Source organism: Serratia sp. JKS000199, from assembly GCF_900215455.1.
In the GTDB taxonomy this organism is placed as follows: Bacteria; Pseudomonadota; Gammaproteobacteria; order Enterobacterales; family Enterobacteriaceae; genus Serratia; species Serratia ureilytica.
In genome coordinates this window covers 491,565-504,018 of sequence record NZ_LT907843.1, presented here as the reverse complement: position 1 = coordinate 504,018, position 12,454 = coordinate 491,565, and the positions used below count along the sequence as shown (strand labels likewise).

Below are 12,454 nucleotides of genomic sequence, written 5' to 3'. Positions count from 1 at the left end.
CGCACGCACATGCAAAAAACTAAACTGAACGAACTGCTCGAATTCCCTTGCTCGTTTACCTACAAGGTAATGGGCCTGGCGCAGCCTGAGCTGGTTGACCAGGTGGTTGAAGTGGTGCAGCGCCATGCGCCGGGCGATTACAACCCGCAGGTCAAGCCAAGCAGCAAAGGCAACTACCACTCCGTATCCATCACCATCAACGCCACTCACATCGAGCAGGTCGAAACCCTGTACGAAGAGTTGGGCAACATTGAAATTGTTCGCATGGTGCTGTAATTCCAGCATAAACCCCTGCTTATCAACCCGGGATGGCGCAGCGTCTTCCCGGGTTGCGCATTTTTGGTCAGCGAAAGGCTGGTCGCAGGCCGGAGCGCCCGGTATAATGGCTTTACCACTTCTGTAACCTGACGATGACTCTTTTGCAACCAGACAAGATCATTTTGCGTCAGCTGGGGTTGCAGCCCTACGCGCCTGTATCCCAAGCCATGCATAACTTCACCGACAGTCGTACCGAGACCACGCCGGACGAGCTGTGGCTGGTGCAGCATCACCCGGTGTTCACCCAGGGTCAGGCCGGCAAAGCCGAACACGTGCTGATGCCCGGCGACATCCCGGTTGTCCAGAGCGATCGCGGCGGCCAGGTGACCTACCACGGGCCGGGTCAGCAGGTGATGTACGTGATGGTCGATCTGAAACGCAACAAGGTCGGCGTACGTCAGTTGGTCACGGCGATAGAAGATACGGTTATCAACACTCTCGCCCACTTCCGCCTCGCATCGCGCGCCCGTCCGGATGCGCCCGGCGTGTACGTGGGGGAGCAGAAAATCTGTTCGTTGGGTTTGCGGATCCGCAAAGGCAGCTCATTCCACGGCCTGGCCCTGAATGTGGCAATGGATCTCAGCCCCTTCCAACGCATCAACCCTTGCGGTTACGCCGGTATGCAGATGACGCAGGTCAGCGCGCTGGCGCCCGGCGTTGGCATTGAAGACATACACCCAATCCTGGTACAGGAATTTGTTCATTTACTCGGCTACCAGACGGTCGAGCTTCGTAACTGGAACCTGCACGATTATGAGTAAACCAATTCAGATGGAACGCGGCGTCAAATACCGCGATGCTGACAAAATGGCGCTGATCCCGGTCAAAACGGTGGTCACCGAACGGCAGGAGCTGTTGCGTAAACCCGAGTGGATGAAGATCAAACTGCCTGCCGACTCAACGCGCATTCAGGGCATCAAAGCCGCGATGCGCAAGAACGGCCTGCACTCCGTCTGTGAGGAAGCCTCGTGCCCTAACCTGTCCGAGTGTTTCAACCACGGTACCGCTACCTTTATGATCCTCGGCGCCATCTGCACCCGCCGCTGCCCGTTCTGCGACGTGGCCCACGGCCGCCCGATCGCGCCGGACGCCAACGAGCCGGAAAAGCTGGCGCAAACCATCGCCGACATGGCGCTGCGTTACGTGGTGATCACCTCGGTTGACCGCGACGATCTGCGCGACGGCGGCGCTCAGCACTTTGCCGACTGCATCTCCGCCATCCGCGCCAAAAGCCCGAACATCAAAATTGAAACGCTAGTGCCGGACTTCCGCGGCCGTATGGACCGCGCGCTGGAGATCCTCACCGCCACGCCGCCGGACGTATTCAACCACAACCTGGAAAACGTGCCGCGCGTCTACCGCCAGGTGCGTCCGGGCGCCAACTACGAATGGTCGCTGAAGCTGCTGGAGCGCTTTAAAGAAGCGCACCCGGATATCCCGACCAAATCCGGCCTGATGGTCGGCCTGGGCGAAACCAACGCGGAAATCATTGAAGTGATGCGCGATCTGCGTCGCCACGGCGTGACCATGCTGACGCTGGGTCAGTACCTGCAGCCGAGCCGTCACCACCTGCCGGTGCAGCGCTACGTCAGCCCTGCCGAGTTTGACGAGATGAAAGAAGAAGCGATGGCGATGGGCTTCACCCACGCCGCCTGCGGCCCGTTCGTGCGTTCGTCTTACCACGCCGATCTGCAGGCCAAAGGGATGGAAGTGAAATAACGCGTAATAGTTTGTTACGCTATAGACGGCGGAAACGCCAAAAAACGGATGTCCGCAAGGCATCCGTTTTTTATTGCGCGCAGTCAGACGGGGTTAAACGTCTTTCTTTTCGACGCTCTGCTGAGCGGACTGGCTTTCGGCGGCGTTGTTGCCGGCGGCCGGCGGCGTGCTGTCATCGCCCACGGCTTTTTTAAAGCCTTTCAGCGCCGCGCCAAGATCGGCGCCGAGCGTACGCAGTTTGCTGGTGCCGAACAGTAAAATCACCAACACCGCAATCACCAGAAGTTTGGTAATGCTGATACCTTCCATACTCACCTTCTTATCATAGAGCGCTGCGTGAACAGCGAGAAAAACTGACCTTGCCTGCGAATATTTAGCGACTTTCCTTCGGCTCGCACAACCGCAACATGTAACAGAGTGAGATCGGTCGCAGTAATGCCACAGGGCCTCTGGACGTGAATCCCAGACTATTCTTAGTTTATCACCCGCATGATACGCTGCCATGATACTCATCAGGGAGATGCCGGATGTATATTGCCCCACCCATTTTCGATGCCCGAAAATCCGGCCTCAGCTTCGCCAAACGCACCTACCTGCCCCGCGCCGTCGGTCTGGGGCTCGGCTTTATCTGCGTCTGCGCCGCGCTCTACCCCCTGGCTCCGCCCGCGGCGGTCTGGCTATTGCTGGCCTTTCACGGCTTTCTCTGGCCGCATCTCGCCTACCGCCTGGCCCGCCGCGCCAAAGATCCGTTCAAAGCCGAAATTCGCAACCTGTTGATCGACTCCGCTTTCGGCGGCTTCTGGGCGGCGATGATGGCGTTCAACGCGCTGCCCGCCATCGTCATCCTGTCGATGATGAGCATGAATAACATCGCTTCAGCCGGCAAAACGCTGTTTGTAAAAGGATTGGCCATGCAACTGGCCACGGCGGTGTTCACCGCCGCGCTGCTCGGCTTCCCGTTTCACCCGTACAGCACGCCGTTGCAGGTCTATCTGTGCCTGCCGATGATCTACCTTTACCCGACGCTGCTCGGGCTGGTGACTTACCGCACCGCCAAGCGGCTGGCGGAAAAGAAACAGGAGCTGCAGCGCATCAGCACCCGCGATGGGCTGACCGGCTTATACAACCGTCGCCACTGGGAGCATCTGCTGCATCGTCAGTTCGACAGTTGCCGTCGCTACCAGGATAAGGCCACGCTGATCCTGATGGATATCGACCGCTTCAAAACCATCAACGACACCTTCGGCCATGCTTTGGGGGATGAGGCCCTGGCGGCGCTGGCGGAAGAGCTGCTGATCGGCTTGCGTAACGTGGATATCGTCGGGCGCTACGGCGGCGACGAGTTTGGCGCGGTGCTGCCGAACACCAACGCCGAGCAGGCGGAAATCGTCCTGCGACGCATCCAGCAGCGGCTGGATGCGGTCAGCTTCAAGGAGGCGCCGCAACTGCGGCTGCAGATCAGCGCCGGCATCGCCAACTACCACCCCGCGTTGGGCGGCTATCTGGACTGGCTGAAAGCGGCCGACAGCGCGCTCTATCGGGCGAAGCAAAACGGCCGCAACCGGCTGGAAACGGCAGTGCCGCCAGGGGAGTAACTTACTGACTTAATAACTTGGCAAAATACTTCGGCGCTTCAACAAAGCCTTCGCGCAGGTAAAACGCATGGGCCCGCTCGCGGCGACTGTGGCAATGAACCTCCAACCGATCGCAGCCGCGACGGTGCGCCAACGCCTCTCCCTCCGCCAACAACCGCCGCCCCACGCCCGCGCCGCGCGCCCGATCGTCGACGCAAAAATAGCTGATGCGGCCAATGTCGCCGGCCAACGCCAGCTGCGGCAGGAAATGCAGCGACAACACGCCCAGCACTTGCGCCCCGTCCGCCGCCACCAGCAGCGCCTCGTCCGGGTGCGCCAACAGTTGCTGCATGCGCTGCGTCAGAAACGCCTCGGTGCCGGGATAGCCCAACACCGTCATCAATTCGGCGATAGCGTGCCGGTCGCCCAGACGCGCCGCTCTGATTTCCATCGGTTTTACCTCGCAGGGGGTCGATACTACAAAATAGACGGCGTTAGGTGTAACATCCATCGGGTACGGTGAAAAAGGCCGTGCGGCACGCTGGAGATGACATTCCTCCCTAACCGCCTTCACAGGCTGATGATGTCTACGTAACCTCTCGGAGAGAGGCGCGTAGCGTTACGCCTGTCCCTTTCCGAGCCCGTGAATTTCTCTGTTTGAAAGGGAGTTGCCCCATGTTGAGTTCTTTACTGGCCGTCTTTATCGGCGGCGGCGTCGGCAGCGTTTTGCGCTGGGCGGTAAGCATGAAAATGAATCCGCTGAACGCCCACATTCCGCTCGGGACGCTGATGGTCAATCTGATCGGCGGTTTTATCATCGGTCTGGCGATGGCGATTTTCACCCGCATGACACACCTGGATCCCACCTGGAAACTGCTGATCACCACCGGCTTCTGCGGCGGCCTGACCACCTTCTCCACCTTTTCGCTGGAGGTGGTGTATCTGATGCAGGACGGCCGCTTCGGCTGGGCATTGGCCAACATGCTGCTTAACCTGGCCGGCTCGCTGGCGATGACGCTGCTGGCCTTCATGCTGGTGATGTGGGTCAACGGGCGCTAAGCCCTTAATGTTTCCTTAATCTTGCATGCGCATAATCTCATCCAGAACTCCTGACTGGATGAGAAATCGCTATGTTTAGCCTGCCGAAAACCACCGCCGAAGCGATCGCCGTTGCGCTGTGCGTGCTGATCGTCGCCGCCTTTATCAACGCCTACCTGTTCGCCTAAACACCTTTTCCCCGCAACGCGCGTTCATCTTGCGTCCTCCCCATCCGTTACACTACAATTGAGAATGAACGTTCACACCCAAAATTGTGAACCCGGCTCACGCGCAGCAAAGGATCGGGCAGATGCTCTCCCCCAACGACAGTAAACAGGCCAAAGTGCAGGCGCGCCGCGATCAGATCGTCGAAGCGGCGAAAACCAGCTTCCGCCGCCACGGCTTCCATGCCGCCAGCATGGCGGAGATTGCCCAGGGCTCGCAGCTCAGCGTCGGGCAAATCTATCGCTATTTCGCCAATAAAGACGCGATTATCGAAGAGATCGTCAATCGCATCATCACCAGCAAGATGCAGCGCCTGGAAAACCTTGGCGATCACATCAACCTGATCGCCGGCACGCTGGCGGCGCGCACGCTGTTTCAGCAACCGGGCGAGAGCGAAACCGATCACATGCTGATGCTGGAAGTGACCGCCGAGGCCACGCGCAACCCGGTGGTGGCCAAACTGCTCAGCGATGCGGAGGCGCGGCTGTTTCGCCACGTGTGCCACAACCTGCAGCGGCTGTATCCCGATTTCAGCGCGGAAGAGATCGCCGCGCGGGTGGAGTTTATCGCCGTCATGAGCGAAGGCACCGGTTACCGTATCCTTACCACGCAAAAAGCCGATGCGTCCCTGCTGCGCGATCTGTATCAGCAGGCCATTTCTCACCTGTTCAGGAAATCTTAATCTCCCATGACCAAACACTTAGCCAGACAACGTCTGGTGTACGCCGTCGTGCTTGGCCTGTTGGCCGCGCTGGGGCCGCTGTGCACCGATCTCTATCTGCCCGCCCTGCCGGAAATGGCGGGCGAGCTGAATACCTCCACCGCCGCCGCGCAGCTCAGCCTGACCGCCGGGCTTCTCGGCCTGGGCGTCGGCCAGCTGATTTTTGGCCCTTACAGCGACAAACTGGGCCGTATGCGCCCGCTGCTGCTGTCGCTGATCCTGCTGCTCGGCGCTTCGCTGTGGTGCGCGCTGGCGCCCACCATTGACCAACTGCTGATCGCCCGCCTGCTCCAGGGCATCGCCGGCGCCGGCGGGGCGGTGATTTCCCGCGCCATTGCTCGCGATCTGTACGCCGGCCACGAGCTGACCCGCTTCTTCGCCCTGCTGATGCTGGTTAACGGCCTGGCGCCGATCGTCGCGCCGGTGCTGGGCGGCGTCATGCTGCAGGTGATGAACTGGCGCGGCATCTTCGGCGTGCTGGCGGCCATCGCCGTGCTGCTGTTCAGCCTGTCGGCGCTGAAGCTGCGCGAATCCCTGCCGGTAGAGCGCCGCAGCCAGGGCGGCATTCTGGCGATGCTGATGTCGCTCGGCGGGTTGCTGACCCAGCGCTATTTCATGGGCCTGTGCCTGACGCAGGGCTTCGTAATGGCCGGCATGTTCGCCTATATCGGCGCTTCGCCTTTCGTCTTGCAGCAGATCTACGGCCTCAGCCCGCAGATGTTCAGCCTGTGCTTCGCCATTAACGGCGTCGGGCTGATCATTGCGGCGCAGCTGGCCAGCCGTCTCAGTTCACGTTGGGGGGAACGCCGGGTGTTGAGGGGCGGATTAACGCTGGCGGCCGTCGCATCGCTGTTGCTGCTGTTGGCCGCCGCGCTGCATGCGCCGCTGGTCGTGTTGCTGGTGCCGCTGTTCTTCTCGGTGGCGGTGATCGGCATCGTCGGCCCGACCGCCTCGTCGCTGGCGATGCAAAGCCAGGGGGACAAAGCCGGCAGCGCGTCGGCCTTGATCGGCGTGTGCATGTTCGCGCTCGGCGCCTGCGCCGTGCCGCTCACCGGGCTGGGCGGCACCTCGGGCCTGTCGATGGCGCTGACCATCGTCGGCTGTTACGCCATCGCCATCCTGCTGTTCAGCCTGTTGGCCCGCCGCAGCGACGCATAACGCGCCCAATAAAAAACCCGCTCAATGAGCGGGTTTTAAGAAATTCAGCTACGCAGCTTAGATAGCAGTAACGTTAGCGGCAGATGGGCCTTTGGCACCGTTCGTGATTTCAAATTCTACACGCTGGCCTTCAGCAAGCGTTTTGAAACCGTTGCTAACGATGGCAGAGAAGTGAACGAAAACGTCCTTGCTACCATCTTCCGGAGTAATGAAACCGAAGCCCTTGGATTCATTAAACCACTTAACGCTACCTTTAATCTTAGACATCAAACTTACCTTTAACGTGAATGAAAGACACAAAACCTGTGTCGATTACAGTACAGCAAGCAGGCAGGATTTTGTCCACCACCGCGATCACAGAAATCCGATAAAGAGTGAAAAAATCCGTGTTGTCCGGTGTAAATGAATGACACCGGTTGCAGTAAGTTACCGTTCCAGGTCAATCCTCTCCCTGCGCCGGCGAACAACGCGCGAACGCCTAAACCTGCCCCTTTCCCCCATCGTTGACGCGCCGTGCAAACACAATCGCTATGAAATATAACCAGATGGTCTTTTTGCTTCGGCGGCCCCTGCACTAGGGTTAGGGTTTATTTCCCACTGTGAGCCAAGCCTATGACCAGCCAGTTGGCAGACAAGATCATCGCCTATCGGCGTGAACTGCACCAAAACCCGGAGCTTTCCAATCATGAATTCGCCACCACCGCCCGCCTGACCCGCTGGCTGCAAGAGGCGGGCATTCGCCTTCTGCCGTTGGCGCTGAAAACCGGCGTCGTGGCGGAGATCGGCAGCGGCCAGGGGCCGATCATCGCGCTGCGCGGCGACATCGACGCCCTGCCGATCGACGAAATCGCCGACGTGCCCTTCAGTTCGCAAAACAGCGGCGTGATGCACGCCTGCGGGCACGACTTTCACACCTCGGTGATGCTCGGCGCCGCACACCTGCTCAAAGCGCGTGAAGCCGAACTGGCGGGTACGGTGCGCATCTTCTTCCAGCCGGCGGAAGAGACCTTCAACGGCGCCCGACACCTGATCGACGCCGGCGCGCTGGATAACGTCGCGGCGATATTTGGCCTGCACAATGCGCCGGAGCTGCCCACCGGCACCTTCGCCACCCGCGCCGGGCCGTTCTACGCCAACGTCGATCGCTTCCAGATCCGCATTACCGGCAAAGGCGCCCACGCCGCCAAACCGGAACAGGGTGTCGATACCATCGTCACCGCCAGCCAGATCGTCGGCGCGCTGCAAACGCTGCCCAGCCGCAGCTTCAGCTCGCTGGAGTCGCTGGTGGTGAGCGTGACGCGCATCGAAGGCGGCAATACCTGGAACGTGCTGCCGCAAACCGTCGAGCTGGAAGGCACGGTGCGCACCCACAGCGATGCGGTGCGCCGCCAGGTGCCGGATAAAATTCGCCAGGTGATCGACGGCGTTGCCGCCGCGCTCGGCGCGCAGGCCGAACTCCACTGGCAGCCGGGGCCGCCGGCGGTGATCAACGACGCCCATTGGGCGGCGTTCAGCAAAACCGTCGCCGCCGAGGCCGGCTACCGGGTCGAAGAGGCGGAGCTGCAGATGGGCGGCGAGGATTTCGCGCTGTATCTGCATCACGTGCCGGGCGTGTTCGTCAGCATCGGCTCCGCCAGCGAATTCGGCCTGCACCATCCGCGTTTCAATCCCGATGAGCGCGCCCTCTTTCCTGCCGCCCACTATTTTTCGCTGCTGGCGGAGCGCACGCTGCAGCAATTAACCCCCGCAGCGAAAAAAGCCCTCAGCAACGCCTGAATAACGTGAAATAGTATTTCCCCGACGCCGCTGATGCCGCGCCGGGGATTATTATTTTCGCTCGCCGTGATATTTGCAGTTTTCAACATTTGAATATGCTGTTTTGTTGTTTTACATCCCGACAGCGCTCATCAATAGTGGACGCATCAGACACCGCGCGCCTTTCGGCGCATGACAGGATAATCACGATGAGCGACAACGCGAATAATCAACGGCAATTACGGCTGGGCGCCATTCTGCACGGCGCCTCGGGAAATATGTCCGCCTGGCGCCACCCGGACGCCACCGCCGACGCCAGCATCAACCTCGAATTTAATATCGCCTCGGCGAAAAAAGCCGAACAAGGGAAATTCGATTTCGTCTTTGTCGCCGATGGCTTATATATCAACGAAAAGTCCATTCCGCATTTTCTTAACCGTTTCGAGCCGTTGACCTTATTGGCCGCGCTGTCCGCCGCCACCGACAAAATTGGCCTGGTGGGCACGCTCTCCACATCCTACAGCGATCCGTTCACCGTCGCCCGCCAGTTCGCCAGCCTCGATCACCTGAGCAACGGCCGCGCGGGCTGGAACGTGGTGACGTCGCCGCTGGAAGGTTCGGCCAAAAACTTCTCGCGCGCCGAACACCCGGAGCACAGCCTGCGTTACCGCATCGCCGGCGAGTTTCTCGACGTCGCCAAAGGACTATGGGACTCCTGGGAGGACGATGCCTTCGTGCGCAATAAGGCCAGCGGCGAATTTTTCCGCGCCGGGAAACTGCACACCCTCAATCATCAGGGGGAGTTCTTCTCGGTGCAGGGGCCGTTGAACATTGGCCGCACGCCGCAGGGCCGCCCGATCCTGTTCCAGGCCGGCGCCTCCGAAGACGGCAAACGGCTGGCGGCCAAGCACGCCGATGCGATCTTCACCCATCACGACACGCTGGAGCAGGCGCAGGATTTCTACCAAGACGTGAAGCGGCAGCTGGTGGAACAGGGGCGCGAACCGGACGACCTGCGCATCTTCCAGGGCGTCAGCGTGATCGTCGGCGACGACGATGCGGACGTCGAGCGCCAGTACCAAGAGACGGCCCGTCTGGTCAGCATCGAGAACGCTCTCAACTACCTTGGCCGCTACTTCGAACATTACGACTTTTCCCGCCATCCGTTGGACGCGCCCTTCCCGGACATCGGCGATCTGGGGCAAAACAGCTTCCGCAGCACCACCGACGCCATCAAGCGCAACGCCCGCGAGCGTAACCTCACGCTGCGCCAGGTGGCGCTGGAGGCCGCCTCGCCGCGCCCGGTGTTCAGCGGCACGCCGGAAGCGGTGGCGGACGGCCTGCAACGCTGGTTCGACGGCGAAGCCGCCGACGGCTTCATCATCAGCGGCGGTACGCCCAACGCCTTCGGGCACTTCGTCGATCGGGTGGTGCCCGTCCTGCAACGGCGCGGCCTGTTCCGCCAGGCGTACCACGGCGATACGCTGCGCGAGCACCTGGGCCTGAAGCGTCCGTTGAACAGATTCACCCAATAATAAGATCGTTTTCAGGGATACCCGCTATGCAGAAAACCGTTACCGCCGCTCTCGTGGCGGCCTTGCTGAGCCTGACCGGCGCCGCGCAGGCGGGCACCGGCATCGATTTGCAGGCCAATGAAACCCCTATCCATGCGCCGAAAAACCCGCAGGCGATCGCCAAGCTGCCGGCCGATTTCCGCTTCGTGAAGCCGGGCCGGTTCACCGTCGCGATCGCCGCGCTCAACACGCCGCCGCTGGCGCTGTTCGCCGCCGACAACCGGCGGCTTATCGGCAGCGAAGTGGATATCGCGCAGTTGGTAGCCGACAGCCTGGGCCTGGAACTGAACGTGGTGCAAACCTCGTGGGAAGACTGGCCGCTGGGGGTGGTTTCCGGCAAGTATGACGCGGCCATCACCAACGTCACCGTCACCAAAGAGCGCAAAACCCGCTTCGACTTCGCCACCTATCGCATCGACTCGCTCGGCTTTTATGTCAAAACCGGCGGCAAGATCGCGACGATCAAACAGCCTGCCGATATCGCCGGATTAAAGATCATCGTCGGCTCTGGCACCAACCAGGAAGCCATCTTGCTGGCATGGGACAAGCAGAATCGGCAGCAGGGGCTCAAACCCTTCCAGCCGATCTACGTGACCGACGATGCGGCCGCCACGCTGGCGATCCAATCCGGCCGGGCCGACGCCTATTTCGGGCCCAACGTGCTGGGCGCCTATAAAGCGGCGCTGAATGGCCGTACCCGGCTGGCGGGCACGGTGGAAGGCGGTTGGCCCAAGGCGGCGCACATCGCCGTCACCACCCGTAAAGGCAACGGGCTGGTGCAGGCGGTGAATGAAGCGCTGAACGGCGCGATCCGCGGCGGACAGTACGATCAGGTGCTCAACCGCTGGGGCGAGAGCGTCGAACGCCTTGCGCAGTCGGAAATCAACCCGCCCGGTCTGGGCGATTAGGAGCGCGCGATGACGCAAGACACTTTCATTCAGACGCTGCCGACCGATCCGCTGGTCGCCCCGGTGATCGAGGGGCTGTTCGGCGAATATCGTCAGCGCTACGGCGACTATTTTGGTGACCAGGAACCGGAACCGCTGGACCTGTACGCGCCGCCGCAGGGCGCCTTCATCGTGCTGCTGCGCGCCGGTGCGCCGATCGCCATGGGTGCCTTCAAGCGCTATGACGGGCAAACCGCCGAGCTGAAGCGTATCTGGACGCGGGGCGATCTGCGCCGCCAGGGCCTGGCGCAACGGGTGTTGCAGCAGTTGGAAACGCTGGCGCTGGCGCAGGGTTATCGCCGGCTCTATCTGACCACCGGCTTTCGCCAGCCCGAAGCGGTGGGCCTGTACCTGAGCAACGGTTATCAGCCGCAGTTCGATCCCACCGTCGACAGCGAGGTTTACAGCCGCCCGCCCTACGATGGCCGCCTGCCGTTCCGCAAAAGCCTGATTGCAGAAGACGCCTGTTGTTGCGCGTCGGAAAGGAAAATCGCCTAAGGCCCCTTTATCTGTATCAGGAGACATGACATGTCCAAACAAGAAGTCTTGAAAGTGGTGCCCGCCCGCTATCCGCTGCGGCTGATCGGCGCGCTGTTTTCGCTGTTTATTCTGGCCGCCATCGTGCAATCGGTGGCGGGCAACGCGCGCTGGGAATGGGGCGTGTTCGCCGAGTGGTTCTTCGCCCCGGCGGTGCTGGCGGGGCTGGGACAGACCCTGCTGCTGACGCTGCTCGGCACGCTGTTCAGCATTCTGTTCGGCACCCTGCTGGCCCTGGCGCGGCTGTCGCGTTCTTACCTGCTGGCGTCGCTGGCCTGGGGGTATATCTGGCTGTTTCGCTCGCTGCCGCTGATCCTGGTGCTGATCATCCTGTATAACTTTTCCTATCTGTACGATGCCATCTCGCTGGGCATTCCCTTTACCTCGGTGGTGTTCGCCAGCTACCCGACCATCGATATCCTCGGCCAGTTCGCCGTGGCGGTGCTGGGTCTGACGCTGGTGCAGTCCGCCTATACCGCCGAGATCATCCGCGGCGGCATCCTGGGCGTGGATTACGGCCAGCACGAAGCGGCGGCGGCGCTGGGCCTGCCGGGCTATCGCCGCACCTTCCGCATCATTCTGCCGCAGGCGCTGCGATCCATTATTCCGACCGGATTCAACGAGATCATCAGTCTGGCGAAAGGCACCTCAATCGTTTATGTGCTGGCGCTGCCGGAGCTGTTTTACACCATCCAGGTGATCTATAACCGCACCCAGCAGGTGATACCGCTGCTGATGGTGGCCACCGTCTGGTATCTGTTCATCACCACCGCCCTGTCAGTGATCCAATACTACATCGAACGCTATTTCGCCCGGGGTGCGGTGCGCGAACTGCCGCCGACGCCCTGGCAGAAACTGGCCGGCTGGCTAAAACGTTAGGAGACCCGC

The 12,454-nt window shown here is 61.0% G+C and carries 15 protein-coding genes and 1 riboswitch; of the genes, 12 read left to right on the top strand and 3 right to left on the bottom strand.

What is annotated here, in order from left to right; genetic code table 11:
* Positions 1–9: 9 nt before the first annotated feature.
* From ybeD to lipA, 3 genes are all read left to right on the top strand, one after another.
* Positions 10–276 carry a DUF493 family protein YbeD gene (gene ybeD / locus CPH57_RS02455; protein ID WP_004940012.1) on the top strand — a complete coding sequence of 89 codons (267 nt, stop codon included), beginning with the start codon at positions 10–12 and terminating at the stop codon, positions 274–276.
* 134 nt (positions 277–410) lie between these two features.
* Positions 411–1,079: a lipoyl(octanoyl) transferase LipB gene (gene lipB / locus CPH57_RS02450; RefSeq protein WP_015376934.1), complete on the top strand. Its 669-nt coding sequence runs from the start codon at positions 411–413 to the stop codon at positions 1,077–1,079.
* Positions 1,072–2,037, top strand: coding sequence for a lipoyl synthase (gene lipA, locus CPH57_RS02445; RefSeq protein WP_004940018.1), 966 nt, complete (start codon positions 1,072–1,074; stop codon positions 2,035–2,037). The genes lipB and lipA overlap by 8 nt, the downstream gene beginning before the upstream one ends.
* 93 nt (positions 2,038–2,130) lie before the next feature.
* Here the strand turns inward: lipA and tatA are convergent, their stop codons facing one another.
* Positions 2,131–2,346 (bottom strand): Sec-independent protein translocase subunit TatA, encoded by a 216-nt coding sequence (tatA, locus tag CPH57_RS02440; protein ID WP_004940019.1) that lies wholly within the window; start codon positions 2,344–2,346, stop codon positions 2,131–2,133.
* Between the two features lie 218 nt (positions 2,347–2,564).
* Between tatA and CPH57_RS02435 the strand changes: the two genes are divergently transcribed.
* Positions 2,565–3,632, top strand: coding sequence for a diguanylate cyclase (locus tag CPH57_RS02435; RefSeq protein WP_046686563.1), 1,068 nt, complete (start codon positions 2,565–2,567; stop codon positions 3,630–3,632).
* A 1-nt stretch (position 3,633) separates the two neighbouring features.
* Here CPH57_RS02435 and CPH57_RS02430 read toward each other — a convergent pair whose 3' ends face one another.
* Complete coding sequence (locus CPH57_RS02430) at positions 3,634–4,062, bottom strand: GNAT family N-acetyltransferase (protein ID WP_033642156.1); 429 nt, start codon at positions 4,060–4,062, stop codon at positions 3,634–3,636.
* Between the two features lie 83 nt (positions 4,063–4,145).
* A riboswitch (Fluoride riboswitch) is annotated at positions 4,146–4,208 on the top strand.
* A gap of 78 nt (positions 4,209–4,286) precedes the next feature.
* Here CPH57_RS02430 and crcB point away from each other — a divergent pair.
* The 3 genes from crcB (at position 4,287) to CPH57_RS02415 (ending at position 6,753) form a co-directional block, all read left to right on the top strand.
* The gene (gene crcB, locus CPH57_RS02425) at positions 4,287–4,670 is read left to right on the top strand and encodes a fluoride efflux transporter CrcB (protein WP_004940022.1); all 384 of its coding nucleotides are present in this window, start codon (positions 4,287–4,289) and stop codon (positions 4,668–4,670) included.
* A 289-nt stretch (positions 4,671–4,959) separates the two neighbouring features.
* On the top strand, positions 4,960–5,556 hold the full coding sequence (locus CPH57_RS02420) for a TetR/AcrR family transcriptional regulator (protein ID WP_033642155.1): 597 nt from the start codon (positions 4,960–4,962) through the stop codon (positions 5,554–5,556).
* A gap of 6 nt (positions 5,557–5,562) precedes the next feature.
* On the top strand, positions 5,563–6,753 hold the full coding sequence (locus CPH57_RS02415; protein WP_033642154.1) for a multidrug effflux MFS transporter: 1,191 nt from the start codon (positions 5,563–5,565) through the stop codon (positions 6,751–6,753).
* Between the two features lie 57 nt (positions 6,754–6,810).
* Here CPH57_RS02415 and cspE read toward each other — a convergent pair whose 3' ends face one another.
* Positions 6,811–7,020 (bottom strand): transcription antiterminator/RNA stability regulator CspE, encoded by a 210-nt coding sequence (cspE, locus tag CPH57_RS02410; protein ID WP_004940030.1) that lies wholly within the window; start codon positions 7,018–7,020, stop codon positions 6,811–6,813.
* Positions 7,021–7,365: 345 nt separating this feature from the next.
* On the opposite strand from cspE, the gene CPH57_RS02405 reads away from it, so the two are divergent.
* From CPH57_RS02405 to CPH57_RS02385, 5 genes are all read left to right on the top strand, one after another.
* Positions 7,366–8,529, top strand: coding sequence for a M20 peptidase aminoacylase family protein (locus CPH57_RS02405; RefSeq protein WP_033642153.1), 1,164 nt, complete (start codon positions 7,366–7,368; stop codon positions 8,527–8,529).
* A gap of 188 nt (positions 8,530–8,717) precedes the next feature.
* On the top strand, positions 8,718–10,043 hold the full coding sequence (locus CPH57_RS02400; RefSeq protein WP_042783837.1) for an LLM class flavin-dependent oxidoreductase: 1,326 nt from the start codon (positions 8,718–8,720) through the stop codon (positions 10,041–10,043).
* Positions 10,044–10,069: 26 nt separating this feature from the next.
* Positions 10,070–10,990 carry an ABC transporter substrate-binding protein gene (locus tag CPH57_RS02395; RefSeq protein ID WP_033642151.1) on the top strand — a complete coding sequence of 307 codons (921 nt, stop codon included), beginning with the start codon at positions 10,070–10,072 and terminating at the stop codon, positions 10,988–10,990.
* Between the two features lie 9 nt (positions 10,991–10,999).
* Entirely contained in the window at positions 11,000–11,527 is a 528-nt protein-coding gene (locus CPH57_RS02390; protein ID WP_096241998.1) for a GNAT family N-acetyltransferase, read from the top strand.
* Positions 11,528–11,557: 30 nt separating this feature from the next.
* Positions 11,558–12,445, top strand: a complete 888-nt coding sequence (locus CPH57_RS02385; RefSeq protein ID WP_004940038.1) for an amino acid ABC transporter permease — start codon at positions 11,558–11,560, stop codon at positions 12,443–12,445.
* Positions 12,446–12,454: the final 9 nt, after the last annotated feature.